The organism is Pseudomonas sp. JC1203, from assembly GCF_056175065.1.
On the sequence record NZ_JBWCAM010000008.1, the window covers coordinates 174,579 to 191,067 of the forward strand.

General features: G+C 63.3%; 14 protein-coding genes. 7 read left to right on the forward strand and 7 right to left on the reverse strand.

Annotated features, from left to right (window positions below):
• Positions 1–8 precede the first annotated feature (8 nt).
• Positions 9–323 carry a 50S ribosomal protein L21 gene (gene rplU / locus AC0SZ7_RS14280; protein ID WP_007950961.1) on the reverse strand — a complete coding sequence of 105 codons (315 nt, stop codon included), beginning with the start codon at positions 321–323 and terminating at the stop codon, positions 9–11.
• A gap of 239 nt (positions 324–562) precedes the next feature.
• Between rplU and AC0SZ7_RS14285 the strand changes: the two genes are divergently transcribed.
• From AC0SZ7_RS14285 to AC0SZ7_RS14295, 3 genes are all read left to right on the forward strand, one after another.
• Complete coding sequence (locus AC0SZ7_RS14285; RefSeq protein ID WP_475505001.1) at positions 563–1,531, forward strand: polyprenyl synthetase family protein; 969 nt, start codon at positions 563–565, stop codon at positions 1,529–1,531.
• Positions 1,532–1,683: 152 nt separating this feature from the next.
• Positions 1,684–2,025 (forward strand): zinc ribbon domain-containing protein YjdM, encoded by a 342-nt coding sequence (locus AC0SZ7_RS14290; protein ID WP_475505002.1) that lies wholly within the window; start codon positions 1,684–1,686, stop codon positions 2,023–2,025.
• 150 nt (positions 2,026–2,175) lie between these two features.
• Positions 2,176–2,418: a PA4570 family protein gene (locus tag AC0SZ7_RS14295; RefSeq protein ID WP_475505003.1), complete on the forward strand. Its 243-nt coding sequence runs from the start codon at positions 2,176–2,178 to the stop codon at positions 2,416–2,418.
• A gap of 133 nt (positions 2,419–2,551) precedes the next feature.
• Here AC0SZ7_RS14295 and AC0SZ7_RS14300 read toward each other — a convergent pair whose 3' ends face one another.
• From AC0SZ7_RS14300 to AC0SZ7_RS14320, 5 genes are all read right to left on the reverse strand, one after another.
• A complete protein-coding gene (locus AC0SZ7_RS14300; protein WP_475505004.1) occupies positions 2,552–3,169 on the reverse strand; it encodes an FKBP-type peptidyl-prolyl cis-trans isomerase in 618 nt (205 codons plus the stop codon).
• 128 nt (positions 3,170–3,297) lie between these two features.
• Entirely contained in the window at positions 3,298–3,603 is a 306-nt protein-coding gene (locus AC0SZ7_RS14305; RefSeq protein WP_475505005.1) for a DUF6482 family protein, read from the reverse strand.
• Between the two features lie 104 nt (positions 3,604–3,707).
• A complete protein-coding gene (locus AC0SZ7_RS14310) occupies positions 3,708–4,196 on the reverse strand; it encodes a TIGR00645 family protein (RefSeq protein WP_027981200.1) in 489 nt (162 codons plus the stop codon).
• 146 nt (positions 4,197–4,342) lie between these two features.
• Positions 4,343–4,663, reverse strand: coding sequence for a PA4575 family protein (locus AC0SZ7_RS14315; RefSeq protein ID WP_475505006.1), 321 nt, complete (start codon positions 4,661–4,663; stop codon positions 4,343–4,345).
• A gap of 162 nt (positions 4,664–4,825) precedes the next feature.
• Entirely contained in the window at positions 4,826–7,264 is a 2,439-nt protein-coding gene (locus AC0SZ7_RS14320) for a Lon protease family protein (protein ID WP_475505007.1), read from the reverse strand.
• A 315-nt stretch (positions 7,265–7,579) separates the two neighbouring features.
• Here AC0SZ7_RS14320 and AC0SZ7_RS14325 point away from each other — a divergent pair, with 315 nt between their 5' ends.
• The 3 genes from AC0SZ7_RS14325 to AC0SZ7_RS14335 all read left to right on the forward strand — a co-directional run bounded on the left by AC0SZ7_RS14325 (position 7,580) and on the right by AC0SZ7_RS14335 (position 10,479).
• Positions 7,580–8,068: a DUF3015 domain-containing protein gene (locus AC0SZ7_RS14325; RefSeq protein ID WP_475505008.1), complete on the forward strand. Its 489-nt coding sequence runs from the start codon at positions 7,580–7,582 to the stop codon at positions 8,066–8,068.
• 82 nt (positions 8,069–8,150) lie between these two features.
• Positions 8,151–10,004: an Lnb N-terminal periplasmic domain-containing protein gene (locus tag AC0SZ7_RS14330; RefSeq protein ID WP_475505009.1), complete on the forward strand. Its 1,854-nt coding sequence runs from the start codon at positions 8,151–8,153 to the stop codon at positions 10,002–10,004.
• Between the two features lie 124 nt (positions 10,005–10,128).
• Positions 10,129–10,479, forward strand: a complete 351-nt coding sequence (locus AC0SZ7_RS14335) for a hypothetical protein (RefSeq protein WP_475505010.1) — start codon at positions 10,129–10,131, stop codon at positions 10,477–10,479.
• Positions 10,480–10,597: 118 nt separating this feature from the next.
• Here AC0SZ7_RS14335 and ettA read toward each other — a convergent pair whose 3' ends face one another.
• Positions 10,598–12,262 carry an energy-dependent translational throttle protein EttA gene (gene ettA, locus AC0SZ7_RS14340; RefSeq protein WP_475505011.1) on the reverse strand — a complete coding sequence of 555 codons (1,665 nt, stop codon included), beginning with the start codon at positions 12,260–12,262 and terminating at the stop codon, positions 10,598–10,600.
• 245 nt (positions 12,263–12,507) lie between these two features.
• Here ettA and AC0SZ7_RS14345 point away from each other — a divergent pair, with 245 nt between their 5' ends.
• Complete coding sequence (locus AC0SZ7_RS14345) at positions 12,508–16,341, forward strand: sensor domain-containing protein (RefSeq protein WP_475505012.1); 3,834 nt, start codon at positions 12,508–12,510, stop codon at positions 16,339–16,341.
• Positions 16,342–16,489: the final 148 nt, after the last annotated feature.

The window sequence follows — 16,489 nt, forward strand, 5'->3', positions numbered from 1 at the left end:
GGCTGAAATTAAGCCTGAATACCGGTGATTTTGATCTCGGTGTACCACTGGCGGTGGCCCATGCGCTTCATGTGGTGCTTACGACGACGGAACTTGATGATACGAACCTTGTCGTGACGACCTTGGGAGATCACTTCAGCAACAACGGTAGCGCCAGCAACAACTGGTGCGCCGATGTTGACGTCGTCGCCATTGGCGACCAGCAGAACGCGATCAAAGGTAACGGATTCGCCAGTGGCGACTTCCAGTTTCTCGATCTTCAGGTACTCACCCGGGGCGACTTTGTACTGCTTGCCACCGGTAACAATTACTGCGTAAGACATGGTATTTCTCCGATAATCCTGCTCACCCAGCTCTTTATAAGTAGAGTGTCGGCTGGCATGGCTGCATGGGGTGGAAAGACCCAAATGCAATTGCGTAAGGCAGGTGCTGCCCAGGAAGTTCAGGGTGCGCGATTGTACGCAAGCCCTGCCCGCCTTGCAATAGGCCGTCCATCGCGCCTTGACAGGGCCGGACCTGCGACCTAGCATGCCGCGCAACCCTTCTGGAGCACCTGTCGCTGATGCAACCCCAAGCTTTCTACCGCGCGGTGGCGGACGATTTCAACGCCGTCGACGTCATCATCAAGAAGCAACTGACTTCGCGCGTACCGCTGGTGTCGAAAATCGGTGACTACATCACGTCGGCCGGGGGCAAGCGCCTGCGTCCTTTATTGGTGTTGCTCTGTGGCAAGGCGCTGGGCCGCGAAGGCGACGAACTGCGCCTGCTGGCCGCCACCATCGAATTCCTGCACACCGCCACCCTGCTGCATGACGACGTGGTAGACATGTCCGGCATGCGCCGTGGCCGCTCCACTGCCAACGCCATGTGGGGCAACGCCCCCAGCGTGCTGGTAGGCGACTTCCTGTACTCGCGTTCGTTCGAGATGATGGTAGAGCTGGGCTCGATGCCGGTGATGCGCATCCTGTCGCAGGCCACCCGCGTCATCGCCGAAGGCGAAGTGCTGCAATTGTCCAAGGTTCGCGACGCCAGCACCACCGAAGAAGTGTATATGGAAGTTATTCGTGGCAAGACCGCGATGCTCTTCGAAGCCTCCACCCACAGCGCCGCGGCCCTGGCAGACGCCACCCCCGAGCAGGCCGAGGCACTGCGCACCTTCGGTGACCACCTGGGCGTAGCCTTCCAGCTGGTCGACGACCTGCTGGACTACAAGGGCGACGCCGAAACCCTGGGCAAGAACGTCGGTGACGACCTGGCCGAAGGCAAGCCGACCCTGCCGCTGATCTACACCATGCGCGAAGGCACAGCCGAGCAGGCTGCCCTGGTACGCCGCGCCATCCAGAAAGGTGGCATCGAGGACCTGGAAAGCATCCGTGCCGCCGTGGAAAGCTCCGGCGCCCTGGACTACACCGCCAACCTGGCCCGCGAGTTCGTCAAGCGCGCCATTGCCTGCCTCGACGCCCTGCCGCCAAGCGAATACCGCGATGCGCTGGTTGAGCTGAGCGAATTCGCCGTAGCTCGTACGCACTGATACCTGTGGGAGCTGGCTTGCCAGCGAGCCTTTGACCCTAACAGCTCGCTGGCAAGCCAGCTCCCACGGGCTTGTCGATTCCGCAGATCCCCCTCCGGGTTAAAAACCCTATATAATGCGCGCCTTTATTTTGCCCGCACCGAGGATCCCGCGTGAGCACTCTGCCTGCCTGCCCCAAATGCAATTCCGAATACACCTACGAGGACGGCACCCAGCTGGTGTGCCCGGAATGCGCCCACGAATGGTCGGCCAGCGGTGAAGCCGAGGCAGCTGGCGATGACACCGTGAAGAAGGACGCCGTAGGCAACGTGCTGCAGGACGGCGACACCATCACCGTGATCAAGGACCTCAAGGTCAAGGGCACCTCACTGGTAGTGAAGGTCGGCACCAAGGTCAAGAACATCCGCCTGTGCGACGGCGACCATGACATCGATTGCAAGATCGACGGCATCGGCCCCATGAAGTTGAAGTCCGAATTCGTCCGCAAGGTCTGACCTGACGAATGGTTGCGAGGCTGCCCGCTGCGGCCTCCGCCCCCTCCAGCTGATCCCCTGCCAACCCGCCGTGACAAAATTCGCACGATAGATCCTTGCTATTCTTTGAATAAGAATTATTCTCATTGAACGCTTTCAAGGAGAATTATCATGACCTATCTCATCGACGCCTGGCTGGACCGGCCACACCCTTACCTGCGCATCCTGCATCGGGAAACGGGCGAAGTGTGCGCGGTACTGGAAGAAGAAGCGCTGGATGAACTGCGCGACCAGGGTGACCTGGACCTAACGGGGTTGAGTTCCAGCGAGCCTATCGTGCTCAAGGAGCTGGTGCGCAACCTGTTTCTGTTCTGCTATGCCCGAGCGTTGCGCCCGGTAAGCAGTTTGCATTGAACCCCTGGATTCAAACCGTACCCTTGTGGGAGCGGGCTCTGCCCGCGAAGCAGACACTGCTGTAGCAATGAAGCTACGCGGTGTACTTTTCGCGGGCAGAACCCGCTCCCACAGGGCGCGCCATTGCTAGCGCTTACAGTACGTCCAGCAGCTCTACGTCGAACACCAGCACGCTGTGCGGCGGGATGCTGCCAACGCCCTGGGCACCGTAGGCCAGTTCGCTAGGCACGTACAGACGCCATTTGCTGCCAGCGTTCATCAGTTGCAGCGCCTCGGTCCAGCCTGCGATCACGCCGCTGACCGGGAACTCGGCCGGCTGGCCACGCTCGTAGGAGCTGTCGAATACGGTGCCGTCGATCAGGGTACCGTGGTAGTGGGTGCGCACGCTGTCGTCACGCGAAGGCTTGGCGCCCTCGCCTGCGGTCAGCACTTCGAACTGCAGGCCCGAAGCCAGGGTGGTGATGCCGTCACGCTTGGCGTTTTCAGCCAGGAATGCCAGGCCAGCGCCAGCGGCCGCTTCAGCCTTGGCAGCCGCTTCGGCTTGCATCACTTCACGAATGACCTTGAAGCTGGCAGACAGGTCTTCCTGGCTGACACGGCTTGGCAGGCCATTGAAGGCGTCGGTCAGGCCGGCCAGGATCGAATCCAGGCTTACACCCGGTGGTGGGTTGTCGCGCAGCTGGTCACCCAGCTGGCGGCCAATGCCGTAGCTGACGCGGGTTTCGTCGGTGGACAGGTTTACTTCGGACATCTCGGTGCTCCGCTGCAGGGCCCGGGCTTGTGGCCACAATGTGGCCCGCCGGCTTGGGCCCAAACCAAAAGGGCAAGCAGACTAGCATACTGAGTGCGCCAGTTCAGCCTGCCGGCCTGCAGCGGCAGTCAGTGCCGGGAGCGGAAGGAAATGGGTACGCGCAGGTCTTTCTCGGCGCTGGCGCCCAGGCCACACATTTCGTCGTGCACCGAACCGTGGATCAGGTGGAAGGGCACCACCGGCAAGGCGTGCAGCAGGTCGCGGGCGTGCTCCACCGAGCGCAGATGCATGGCGTGGCCGCTGGCATCGTTGAGGGGGTGGGACTTGCCGTGCATGCGCGCTTCAAGCAGGTAGATGCCGCCTTCGAGCGAGATCAGGTTGAGCTCGTCGATCATGCCGGCATTGGCGTGGGTGGTCAGCTCCTGAAAATTCATGACTGCACCTCAGGGTGATTCGAATGGATGTCACCGCTCATTTTTCGTACAGCCACGCGCAAAGCACAAGGCGGCCGCCACGCCGCCCGTCCGATAGCTGTCGGTCAGTGCTTGGTGATCTTGTCCAGGTAACCCATGGCAAACGCCGACACCACGAAGGTCATGTGGATGATGACGTACCACATCAGGTACTGCGGCTCGATGTTGCGCGCATCCATGAACATGCGCAGCAGGTGGATCGAGGAGATGGCAACGATGGACGCCGCCACCTTCATTTTCAGTGAGCTGGAGTCCATCTTGCCCAGCCAGCTGAGCTTTTCCTCGCCCTCGTCGACGTCCAGCTGCGAGACAAAGTTCTCGTAGCCCGACAGCATCACCATGACCAGCAAGCCGCCTACCAGGGCCATGTCGATCATCGACAGCAGCACCAGGATAAGGTCGGCCTCGCCCATGGAGAACACGTTGGGAATGACGTGGAAAACTTCCTGGAAGAACTTCAGGGCCAGGGCCAGCAGCCCCAGGGACAAGCCCACGTAGATCGGCGCCAGCAACCAGCGCGAGGCGTACATGGTTTTTTCGATAAAGCGTTCCATTGAAAACTGCACCTGGGCGGTAAAATCGGGAGGCGATTATACCTGCCAAGTGCAGACTCTTGTGGGAGCTGGCTTGCCAGCGAGCTTTTGAAGGCCCTCAAAAACTCGCGGGCAAGCCAGCTCCCACAAATATCGCACCGCAACATTCAAGACGAACAGCGGTGACATCGCTCGCCGTTGATCTTGCGCAGCTGCGCCTGCAAATGCAGCGACCAGATCTGCGGGTCACCCGCCACCTTGTACCCGTGCAGCGTGAGGCTGTCGACGATGGCTTCCATCACCGACTCGGCCACGGTGGGGCCGGGGAAAGGCCCCTGGGACTTGATGGCGGAGGGTTGTTCGCCGGCCATGCCAGCGGCGAAAAGCAGCGTCCACATCCCGGTATCACCGGCCAGTGGGCGTATGCTGCATTCGATTCGGGTCACCAGACCCAGGCATTGGCGAGTAAGGCTGAGGTTGCGCGGCATCGCGTCGCTCCTCAATAAAGCTTTTGCTTCAACCTTCAGGGGAAGGCTGTTTCATTCCTGCGACCCGTGGCTATCCATGCCCTGAGGATAGAAGAAAACCCACGCTGGCAATATGCGACTGCGCAGTCAGGCGCCGAATGGTCATCCGGCGCCCTCCCCGCTTCAGGCTGGCTTCACCTGGGCCAGTTCGGCCTCGGCGTGTTCCTTCTCGGCTTCCTTCAGGTCTTCCTCGCTGATCATCTCGGCAATTTCGCGCAGGCGCTCCACCACCCGCGCGTTGACGCTGCCCTCGGGGAACTCGCCGTCGGCGTCCGGCGAGCCGGCGTCCTCGCCCACCAGCAGGCTCAGGGCCTCGTCGGCCTGGCGCACGGCGTACACATGGAACTGCCCGGCGCGCACCGCCTGCAGTACTTTCTCGTCGAGCATCAACGTGGCGACGTTGGCATAAGGGATGATTGCCCCCTGCTCGCCGGTCAGCCCGCGGGCTTCGCACAGGCGGAAGAAGCCTTCGATCTTCTCGTTGACGCCGCCCACCGCCTGCACTTCACCAAACTGGTTGATGGAGCCGGTGATGGCGAAGCACTGCTTGAGCGGTGTGCGCGACAGCGCCGAGATCAGCGTGCAGGCCTCGCCCAGCGAGGCGCTGTCGCCGTCCACATAGCCGTAGGACTGTTCCAGCGCGATGCTGGCCGAGATCGCCAGGGGGAATTCCTGGGCGTAGCGGCTGCCCAGGTACCCGGTGAGAATCATCACGCCCTTGGAGTGGATTGGCTGGCCCAGGTTGACCTCGCGCTCAATGTCGACGATGCCGCTGCCGCCCGGGTACACCGTGGCAGAGATACGCGCCGGCACGCCGAAGGCCGAATCACCGACCTCCAGCACCGTGAGGCCGTTGCATTTGCCCACGGCGGCGCCATCCGTGTCGATGAGGATGATGCCCGCCAGCATGTCGTCGAGAATCCTTGCCGACACCCGCCCGGTGCGCGTGGCCTTGGCCTTCAGCGCGCGGTCGATGTGGCCGGCATCGGTCATCTCGTCGTTGGCCAGGTGGCGAATGAAATCCGCCTCGCTGACCAGCTGGAACAGGTCGCCAATGCGCGCCGACAAACGCCCCTGGTGTTCGGCCAGGCGCGCGCTGTAGGTGGCCAGGCGCGCCACGGCGTCGGCAGTCAGCGGCGCCATGCCCTCTTCCGAGGTGCGGGTCTTGAGCAACTGGGCGAACTGCTCCAGGCTCTCGTCGACCATGGGAATGTCTTCGTCGAAGTCCACCAGCACCCGGAACATCTCCTGGAAGTCCGGGTCGGCGTCCTGCAGCGCGTAGTACAACTGGCGCGAGCCGATGATGATGACCTTCACCTGCAACGGGATCATCTGTGGCGTCAGGGTGATGGTCGCCAGGCGGCCGTACTCGCCCAACGGCGATTCCATTTTCAGCTTGCGCGACTGCAGGGCGCGCTTCAGCGCATCCCACACAAATGGCTCGCCCAGCATCTTCTCGGCTTCCAGAATCAGGAAGCCACCGTTGGCGCGGTGCAGCGCGCCCGGGCGCAATTGCCGGTAGGTGGTGTACAGCGCGCCCTGGTCAGTGCTGTATTCAATACGCCCGAACAGGTTGTCGTAGGTTGGGTGCGGCTCGAACACCACTGGCGCGCCACCATTGCCCGGGTGGCCCACCACCAGGCTTGGCGCGTATTGTTCTTCGAGCAGCTTGCGCGCCTGGGCGTCGGTCTTGCTGTCGTCCACCAGCTGCTCGACCACGGTCTTCAGCAGGTACACCTGCATGGCCTGCAGGTAGGCGCACACCGCGGCGTTCTCGGCGTACTTTTCCGACAGCGGCGACAGCAGCGGCTGCAGGGCCAGGGTGATGGTTTCTTCGTTCAACTGGCGCAGCTGATTGCCGGACTCGCGTTTCCACTGCGGCAGGCTGGCCAGCTCTTCGTTCAGGCGCTCTTCCAGGTCGGAGATGTCCGAGTGGAAACGGTCGCGGTCGGCTTCGGGCAACTGCGCAAATTCCGCCTCGTCCAGGGCCTTGCCGTCGAGCATGGGCGTGAAGGCGATGTTGCTGCTGTCACGGTACAGGGCCACGTCCTTTTCCAGCGACAGGCGCTCGATCACGTCCAGTGCGCGGTCATAGCGCTGGTTGAACGCGCGGTCGATGGCGCTTTTCTTCTGCTGGTAGGACGGGTGCTCGAACACCGCCGGGAAGGTCGACAGCAGGTTGTCGATCAGGCCACCGATATCACCGATGAAGGCGCCGGCGGACCCTGGCGGCAGTTCCAGCGCGCGGGGTTCGCGCGGCTCATCGAAGTTGTTGACGTACACCCAGTCCGAAGGCGTCTGCAGGCGTTTGCCTTCGGCCTTCAGGTAGCGCTTCACGAACGAGAAGCGGCCGGTGCCCGGCTCGCCCATGACGAATACGTTGTAGCCGGGGCGCGGCATGGCCACGCCAAATTGCAGCGCCTCTACAGCGCGTTCCTGGCCAAGTACACCGCGAAAGGGCTCCAGATCATTGGTGGTGGAGAAGCTGAACTGTTCAGCGGAAAACGGACGGGTCAGCGCTTCGGGCGCTAGACGCAAGCTGGCAGCAACAGGATCAGGCATCGGGCATCCTTACTTCGGCGGGGCAGATGACGGCATTCTGGCGCCGATAACCGCCGCGCTGCAAGCGACATGCGCAGTGTTCCCGTAGCAGCTGCCGCCAGGCGGCGTCCGGCACGGTGCAGGGTTGGCTGGAAATACGCGATTGCCGCGGACGCGGCCTGGCGGCCGCTGCTACGCAGAGGGTGGCGCGCATGGAAAAGGCAGTTTTTCAGTTGAACTGTGAATCCCCGCCTAAACTCCAAACTGCGTCCTGGAGCCGTGCCGTCCCAGGCAGTCCTGAACCTTAAGTTTTGCACCTTAAAAGAGAACAAAGCTATGAAACGGATTCTTCTGGGTACGCTATTCACCGTTGTTTCGCTCAACGCCATGGCCCAGGCGCCTGGCGGCCCGGACTGCGGTTGGGGGAACATGCTGTTCCAAGGCCAGCGCGGCACCCCCGCCCACTTCCTGGCATCCACCACCAACGGCACTTCCGGCAACGCCACCTTCGGCATGACCTCCGGCACCAACGGCTGCTCCACCAACGCGGCGTTGACCTACGGCGGCAAGTCGTGGATCGCCATGAACGGCATGATGAACGAACTCTCCGAAGACATGGCCAAGGGCCAGGGCGAGGCGCTGACCACCTATGCCGTGGTACTGGGCGTGGCGCCGCAGGACCGCGCCTACTTCGAATCCGTCACTCACCAGCACTTCCAGGACATCTTCACCACCGCCAACGTCACCGCCGACGACGTCCACACCAACACCCTGCACGTGTTGAAAAACGACCCACGCCTGGCCAAGTACGCAGCCGAGGCCTAAGCTCGAACCGCCCGCCCTTCGGGGCGGGACTTTCCACGCCACTGCGGCACGCCTTTTCGTCCATCTGACTTAGTTGCCAAAGATGCTCAAACGCCTTGCCTACCTGGCGCTCTGTGTCTGCGCCCCGCTGCATGCCGCACCTCACGTGGATCCATCCCGCATCACTGCCCTGGCAGCCGACCCGTACTGGCTTGCCCTGGGCCATTACACCCCGGCCAAGCTGGGCGGCTGGCGCAGCTACGTCAATGACCCACGCTTCTTCCTGGCCAGCGACGGTGCCCACCACCCCGACCAGGAACTGGCGGCTACGGTGCAGGCGCTGTACGCCCCCACAAGCCTGGGCAACCAGCAGGCCCAATGCGTGTTTCCCGCGCGCACACGCTGGCTACGCCAACAGCTGAACCTGCACGACCTGCCCGCACCCGACTGCGGTGATTTCCACCAGTGGTACAAGGAAATCTCGCCGCACAATGCCGTGCTGGTGTTCCCGGCTGCCTACCTCAACAGCCCTTCTTCGATGTTCGGCCACACGCTGCTGCGCATCGACCAGGCCGAAGCCCGGCAGGACAACACCTCGCTGCTCAGCTACGCGATCAATTTCGGTGCGTACATCGAGGGCAACGACAACAGCATTCTGTATGCCTGGAAAGGCTTGGCGGGCGGCTACCCGGGCATGTTCTCGCTGGTGCCCTACCAGCAGAAACTGGCCGAATACCGCAGCCTGGAAAACCGTGACCTGTGGGAGTACCACCTGGACCTGACGCCAGAGGAAACCGCACGCATGGTGGAGCACGTGTGGGAGCTCAAGCAGATCCGCTTCGGCTACTTCTTCTTCGACGAAAACTGCTCTTACCGCCTGCTGGAACTGCTGCAAGTGGCACGCCCCAGCCTGAACCTAACCGGGCAGTTCCCGCTGACGGCCATCCCTACCGACACAGTAAAGGCGGTGAAACAGGCGGGCATGGTGCGTGATATCGATTACCGCCCTTCTCGCGAGCGCGAACTGCTGGCCAGCGCCAAGCCGTTGGACGCCGACGAGCAGCAATGGGTGCTGAAGGTGGCCGCCGACACCCAACAACTGCAGGACCCGGCCTATACGGCCCTGCCGGCCCCACGCCGGGCGCTGATACAAGATGCCGCCTACCGCCTGGAACGCTACCGCGCCACCGCCCAGGAACGCGACCCGGCCAGTGCCCAACGCAGCTTCCAGTTGCTGCGCGCCATCAGCCAAAACCCGCCGCCAGCGCTGAAGGTGGCGCGCCCCGCCCTGCCCGAGGACGGCCACGACTCGCGCACCTGGCAGGTGGGCGTGGGCAGCCGCGACGGCAAGGCTTTCGGCGAGTATGGCCTGCGCATGGCCTACCACGACCTCAACGACAATAGCGCGGGCTTCCCACTGGGCGCGCAAATCGAGATTCTCAACATGAAGCTGCGCCAGTACGAGGGCAACCGCTGGCAGGTGCAGCGCCTGGACCTGGCCACCATCCGCTCCATGACCCCGCGCAACGAGCTGCTGCAACCGTTGTCGTGGCAGGTCACCGGCGGCCTGGAACGGGTGCTGGGCAAGCATGGCGACGAAACCCTGGTAAGCCATGTCAATGGCGGCGCCGGCGGCACCTGGCAGCTAGGCGAAAACACCCTGGCGTTCGCCCTGGGCACGGTGCGGTTGGAGCACAACAACGACTTCTCGGCCATGGCCTCCCCCGCCGCCGGTTTCGACAGCGGCCTGCTGTGGAAAAACCGCCTGGGCAACCTGCGCCTGGAAGCCCAGGGCGACTATTTCCTTAACGGCGAAGTACGCCGCACCCTGAGCCTCAACCAGCAGTGGGAGCTGTCACGCAACTTGGGCCTGCGCCTGAGCGCCCAGCGCGACTTCAGCGAGCTCACAGGGCCACGCAACGAGGTGATGCTGGAGCTCAAGTGGTACCACTACTGACAATTCCATCACATGGCCTTGACGCGGCGGCAACCAAATCGAACCTAGACTTGACTCACGGGTCCACCGTTTGACCGCCGCAGTTTCCAGGCGGGAGCGGTGGGCATGAAACGGGAGTCGGATCATGTGGCGCTGTGCAGTGGTATTGATGGTGGTGGCGCTGGCGGGATGCCAGTCCACTCACGAACAAATGGTCAGCCAAGGGTACCCGCCCGGTTACGCCGACGGGTTCAAGGATGGCTGCGGCAGCGGGCGGGAAGCAGCGGGCGTCAACGGCTTCTTCCGCAAGAATGTGCCGCGCTACCTCAACGAGAAGGTCTACGCCACCGGTTGGGACGACGGCTTCCGCCAATGCCAGGCCAGCGCCGCCGCACAGCCCAACCAGAACGACTGGAGCGTGCAGCACGGCGACGACCGCGAGCGGGCCTGGCAGCAGCGCAAAACCCAGGGTGAAGGGCGGGCGTACCACCCGTGAATACGCCTCCCCCGTAGCAGCGGCCGCAGGCCGCGTCCCAGCCCCGCCACCGAGGACGCGGCCTGGTGGCCGCTGCTACGGAAATAAAAAAACGGGGCCCGAAGGCCCCGTTTTTTGCTTACGCCAATTTCTTGTGGCGTACCCGATGCGGCTGGGCCGCTGCGTCGCCGAGACGCTTTTTGCGGTCGGCTTCGTATTCGGTGTAGTTACCTTCGAAGAACACCGCCTGCGAGTCATCCTCGTACGCCAGGATGTGCGTTGCCACGCGGTCCAGGAACCACCGATCGTGAGAGATCACAATGGCGGCGCCAGGGAAGTCCAGCAGCGCTTCTTCCAGCGAACGCAGGGTTTCCACGTCGAGGTCGTTGGAGGGTTCGTCGAGCAGCAGGACGTTGCCGCCCTCTTTCAGGGTCAGGGCCAGGTGCAGGCGGCCACGCTCACCACCGGACAGGTCCTTGACGAACTTCTGCTGGTCGCCGCCCTTGAAGTTGAAACGGCCAACGTAGGTGCGCGACGGGATCTCGTAGTTGCCGATGCGGATGTTGTCCGAACCGTCGGAGATCTGCTGGAACACGGTCTTGCTGCCGTCGAGGTCGTCACGGCTCTGGTCCACGCAGGCCAGCTGCACGGTTTCACCGATCTCGATGCTGCCCGAATCCGGTTGTTCCTTGCCCATCAGCATGCGGAACAGGGTCGACTTACCGGCACCGTTACCGCCGATCACGCCGACGATGGCGCCTTTGGGCATGGCGAACGACAGGTTGTCGATCAGCACGCGGTCGCCGTAGCCCTTGGTGACGTTCTTGAACTCGATGACCTTGTCACCCAGGCGCGGACCGGCCGGGATGTAGATCTCGTTGGTTTCCGAACGCTTCTGGAATTCCTGCGACTGCATCTCTTCGAAGCGCTGCAGACGTGCCTTGGATTTCGACTGGCGGGCCTTGGCGCCTTTGCGCACCCACTCCAGCTCTTCCTTCATGGCCTTTTCATGGGCCGACTGCTGCTTGGATTCCTGGGCCAGACGATCGGACTTGGCTTCCAGCCAACCCGAATAGTTGCCCTCGTAAGGAATGCCGGCGCCGCGGTCGAGCTCCAGGATCCAGCCCGCCACGTTGTCCAGGAAGTAACGGTCGTGCGTGATCGCTACCACGGTGCCCGGGAAGTCGTGCAGGAAGTGCTCCAGCCAGGCGACGGAGTCGGCGTCCAGGTGGTTGGTCGGTTCGTCGAGCAGCAGCATGTCGGGGGCCGACAGCAGCAGGCGGCACAGGGCCACGCGGCGTTTTTCACCACCCGACAGGTGTTCTACCTTCGCGTCCCAGGCCGGCAGGCGCAGGGCGTCGGCAGCCACTTCCAGCTGGCGCTCCAGGTTGTGGCCGTCGCTGGCCTGCAGGATGGCTTCGAGCTTGGCCTGCTCGGCGGCCAATTTGTCGAAATCGGCATCCGGTTCGGCGTAGGCGGCATACACTTCATCGAGGCGCGCCTGGGCGTCCTTGATGACGCTGACCGCTTCTTCCACGACTTCACGCACGGTCTTGGCCGGGTCAAGTTGTGGCTCTTGCGGCAGATAACCCACGTTGAGCTCGGGCATCGGGCGGGCTTCACCGTCGAATTCCTTGTCGACGCCGGCCATGATTTTCAGCAGGGTGGATTTACCCGAGCCGTTGAGGCCCAGCACGCCGATCTTGGCGCCAGGGAAGAACGACAAGGAAATGTTTTTGAGAATTTCCCGCTTCGGCGGCACAACTTTGCTCAGCCGATGCATGGTGTAGACGTATTGAGCCATGAGAAACCTGGTGACAGTAGACAGATGAAGAATCCGCGAGAAGGTCAAAGCTACCGGAATGCGCGAGACAGGGCAAACGACCTGCAACCACTGGTGGCACATGGCCATAAAACAAGGCATGCTAGCCGCCCTTCGGGCGTCCGGCTTATAGTGCGCGCAGTTTATGGCCTGAGCCCCCGTTGCAGCGGGCTGCAACGCCTCTCGCCAGCCACTTGTCACAGCCAGCCAGACCGCAGGATCACAGTTTGACCAACCTCAACCAGCCGTCATCCCTGCGCTCCCCGATCAATGCGACCGGCGAGCCGACGCGCGGCACCCTGAAAAGCGCGCTGGCGCTCCTGGCCCTGCTGCTGCTGACGTTGCTGGTGTGGCAACTGCTGGACCAATTCAGGCACAGCGTCGCCGACCAGCGGCAGCGCACCCTGGACTACACCACGGTGCTGGGTGAACACCTGGGGCTGAACATGGCCCTCAAAGGCCAGCAGGCGTTGTACCGCGCCACCAGCGGCGATGCGCAGACGCCCCAGGGCGTACAGGCCCTGCTGCAGGCGCACCTGCCGGCGGTGCAGAGCGTGGCCCGCCTGGACAGCCAGGGCAACGTGCTGGCGGACAACGGCCATGCTGCGCCCGGCTACGACCTGCCGGGCCTGGTGAAGCGCAGCCAGGGCGAAAATTTCCATTTCAGCCAGAGCCCCGACGCCCACCAGGTGTACCTGCTGCTCAGCGCCAGCGAACACCCGGGCGAAGGCTACTGGCTGCTGCGCCTGGACACCTCTGTTTACTCCATCCTCACCCACCGCGTGGACCCCACCGCCCCACCGCGCTGGCTGCTGGAAAGCCGTGAGCCGGCGCTGGTGCTGCAGCGCGACCCGCGCAGCAGCGAGACAGGCCTGGCGCTGAGCGCCCGCGAACAGGCCCAGAGCGTCACCAGCGTGCCGCTGGCCAACACCGACTGGCAGCTGCGCACACTGTTCGACGAACACGAGGCCGAACTGCAACTGCTGCCGGCCCTGATCGGCAAGTTCCTGCTGCTGGGCGCCTGCTCGCTGCTGCCGCTGATGGCGCTGTTCAACCTGCGCCGCCGCCAGCGCCAGCTGCACGAAGACCGCCGCCGCTACCACGACATCTTCGAAGGCACCGGCGTGGCCCTGTGCGTGCTGGACCTGTGCGCCCTGCAGGACTTCCTTGGCGAAAGCGCCATCAACACCCCGGCAGAACTGGAAGCCTGGCTGGCCGCAAAACCGGCTGCCCGTGACCAGTTGATGCAGCAACTGCGCATCACCGAAGTCAACCAGATGGCCCTCGACCTGCTCAACGTCGAAGATAGCCAGGGCGCCTGGCAGCGCCTGTTCGCAAGCACGCACCTGGACAACGCCAGCATGGGCCGGCAGTTGCTGGACACCCTGCTGGGCGAACAGCTGGAGCTGGAAACCGAGATCCGCATCAGCGACCGCCTGGGCCAGCATCAGTACCTGTGGCTCACCCTGCGCCTGCCACATGCCAGCGGCGACTACGGCTCGGTGATCCTCAGCATCAACGACGTCACCAGCCGCAAGAGCATCGAACTGTCTTTGGTGGAGCGCGAAGGCTTCTGGTCGGACGTGGTACGCACCGTGCCCGACCACCTGTATGTGCAGGACGTGCTGAGCCAGCGCATGATCTACAGCAACCACCACCTGGGCCAGACCCTGGGCTTCAGCAAGCCCGAGCTGGTGCAGATGGGCGAATATTTCTGGGAAATACTGCTGCACCCCGAAGACGCCAGCGACTACCAGCGCATGCGCCTGGCCCGCCGCCAGGACGCCGACGTGGAAATGCAGCAGTGCCAGCTGCGCTTCAAGCACAAGGACGGGCGCTGGCTGCGCTTCGACATTCGCGAACAGGCCCTGGCCCGTGACAGCGAAGGCCGCGTCACGCGCATTATCGGCGTGGCCAAGGACGTCACCGAGCAGATCGAGGCCAGTGAATCGCTGCGCGACAGCGAACAGCGCTACCGCATGCTGGCCGAGAGCATCAGCGACGTGATCTTCTCAACCGACAGCCAGCTGGCGCTCAACTATGTCAGCCCCTCGGTGCAGGCGGTGCTGGGCTACGACGTGAAGTGGGTGTTCGACAACGGCTGGCAATCGACCATCGCCAACCCGCAGCAATTGACCGGCATCTACCAGTTGATCGAGCGGGTCAGCAAGGTCCTGGACAAGCCCGACGAACTGGCCGCGCTGCGCAGCCAACTGACTACCCAGCTGTTTGTGCTGGACTGCCTGCGCGGCGACGGCCGCAAGATCCCCATCGAACTGCGCCTGGTGCTGGTGTGGGACGACCACGGCACCTTCGAGGGCATTCTCGGCGTTGCCCGCGACATCAGCCAGCAGCGCCGCGCCGAGAAAGACCTGCGCATGGCCGCCACGGTATTCGAGCACTCCACCTCGGCCATCCTGATCACCGACCCGGCGGGCTACATCGTGCAGGCCAACGAGGCCTTCAGCCGCGTCAGCGGCTACGAAGTGGCGCAGGTGCTGGACCAGCTGCCCACCATGCTTACCGTAGACCAGGAGCAGCAGGCGCACCTCAGCTACGTGATCAAGCAACTGCACACCCGCGGCACCTGGGAAGGCGAGGTGTGGCTCAAGCGCCGCAGCGGCGAGCACTACCCGGCCTGGGTAGGCATCACCGCCGTGTTCGACGACGAAGGCGACCTGGCCAGCTACGTGTGCTTCTTCAGCGACATCAGCGAGCGCAAGGCCAGCGAGCAGCGCATCCACCGCCTGGCCTACTACGACGCCCTCACCCACCTGCCCAACCGCACACTGTTCCAGGACCGCCTGCACACGGCGCTGCAGCAGGCCGAGCGGCAGAAGTCGTGGGTAGTGCTGATGTTCCTCGACCTGGACCGCTTCAAACCGATCAATGACTCGCTGGGCCACGCCGCCGGCGACCGCATGCTCAAGGAAATGGCCACCCGTTTGCTGGCCTGCGTGGACGACGAAGACACCGTGGCGCGCATGGGCGGCGACGAGTTCACCCTGCTGCTGCAACCGCGCGCCACCCGCGAGGCAGCGCTGAACCGCGCCATCCACGTGGCCGAGCAGATCCTCACCAGCCTGGTGACGCCTTTCGTGCTGGAGAACCGCGAGTTCTTCGTCACCGCCAGTATCGGCATTGCCCTCAGCCCCCAGGACGGCAACGAACTGAGCCAGCTGATGAAGAACGCCGACACCGCCATGTACCACGCCAAGGAACGCGGCAAGAACAACTTCCAGTTCTACCAGGCCGACATGAACGCCAGCGCCCTGGAGCGCCTGGAACTGGAAAGCGACCTGCGCCACGCGCTGGAGCAGAAAGAATTCGTGCTTTATTACCAGCCGCAGTTCAGCGGCGACGGCAAGCGCCTGACCGGTGCCGAGGCACTGCTGCGCTGGCGCCACCCGCGCCGTGGCCTGGTGCCGCCGGGCGACTTCATTCCGGTGCTCGAAGAGCTGGGCCTGGTGGTGGACGTCGGCGACTGGGTGCTGACCGAGGCCTGCCGCCAGCTGCGTGCCTGGCACCAGGCCAAGGTGCGGGTGCCGAAAGTGTCGGTGAACATCTCGGCGCGGCAGTTCTCGGATGGCCAGCTGGGCACGCGCATCGCCAACATCCTCAAGGAAACCGGGCTGCCACCGGCCTGCCTGGAGCTGGAACTGACCGAAAGTATCCTGATGCGCGAAGTCAACGAAGCCATGCAGATCCTCGACAGCCTGAAGTTCCTGGGCCTGAGCATCGCCGTGGACGACTTCGGCACCGGCTACTCGTCGCTCAACTACCTCAAGCAGTTCCCCATCGACGTGCTGAAAATCGACCGCACCTTCGTCGACGGCCTGCCCGAAGGCGAGCAGGACGCGCAGATCGCCCGCGCCATCATCGCCATGGCCCACAGCCTGAACCTGGCGGTAATCGCCGAAGGCGTGGAAACCCATGAGCAGTTGGACTTCCTGCGCGAGCACGGCTGCGACGAGGTGCAGGGCTACCTGTTCGGCCGCCCCATGCAGGCCAGCCGTTTCGAGGCGCAATTCAGCAATGACGCCCTATTCATGTTCGACTGAACATTGTGGGAGCTGGCTTGCCAGCGAGCTTGTGGAGCCCCCAAAGAACTCGCTGGCAAGCCAGCTCCCACAGAGGCGTCATGAACACCACTCGTCAAGGCAATGACTGCCTTTCATATGCCAGATAAAACGCGATGGGGTAGAATGC

Excerpts from the sequence above, each read along its gene's own strand:
- rplU (WP_007950961.1), bottom strand. The coding sequence starts at position 323 with ATGTCTTACGCAGTAATTGTTACCGGTGGCAAGCAGTACAAAGTCGCC.
- AC0SZ7_RS14285 (WP_475505001.1), top strand. The coding sequence starts at position 563 with ATGCAACCCCAAGCTTTCTACCGCGCGGTGGCGGACGATTTCAACGCC.
- AC0SZ7_RS14295 (WP_475505003.1), top strand. The coding sequence starts at position 2,176 with ATGACCTATCTCATCGACGCCTGGCTGGACCGGCCACACCCTTACCTG.
- AC0SZ7_RS14300 (WP_475505004.1), bottom strand. The coding sequence starts at position 3,169 with ATGTCCGAAGTAAACCTGTCCACCGACGAAACCCGCGTCAGCTACGGC.
- AC0SZ7_RS14305 (WP_475505005.1), bottom strand. The coding sequence starts at position 3,603 with ATGAATTTTCAGGAGCTGACCACCCACGCCAATGCCGGCATGATCGAC.
- AC0SZ7_RS14310 (WP_027981200.1), bottom strand. The coding sequence starts at position 4,196 with ATGGAACGCTTTATCGAAAAAACCATGTACGCCTCGCGCTGGTTGCTG.
- AC0SZ7_RS14315 (WP_475505006.1), bottom strand. The coding sequence starts at position 4,663 with ATGCCGCGCAACCTCAGCCTTACTCGCCAATGCCTGGGTCTGGTGACC.
- AC0SZ7_RS14320 (WP_475505007.1), bottom strand. The coding sequence starts at position 7,264 with ATGCCTGATCCTGTTGCTGCCAGCTTGCGTCTAGCGCCCGAAGCGCTG.
- AC0SZ7_RS14325 (WP_475505008.1), top strand. The coding sequence starts at position 7,580 with ATGAAACGGATTCTTCTGGGTACGCTATTCACCGTTGTTTCGCTCAAC.
- AC0SZ7_RS14330 (WP_475505009.1), top strand. The coding sequence starts at position 8,151 with ATGCTCAAACGCCTTGCCTACCTGGCGCTCTGTGTCTGCGCCCCGCTG.
- AC0SZ7_RS14335 (WP_475505010.1), top strand. The coding sequence starts at position 10,129 with ATGTGGCGCTGTGCAGTGGTATTGATGGTGGTGGCGCTGGCGGGATGC.
- ettA (WP_475505011.1), bottom strand. The coding sequence starts at position 12,262 with ATGGCTCAATACGTCTACACCATGCATCGGCTGAGCAAAGTTGTGCCG.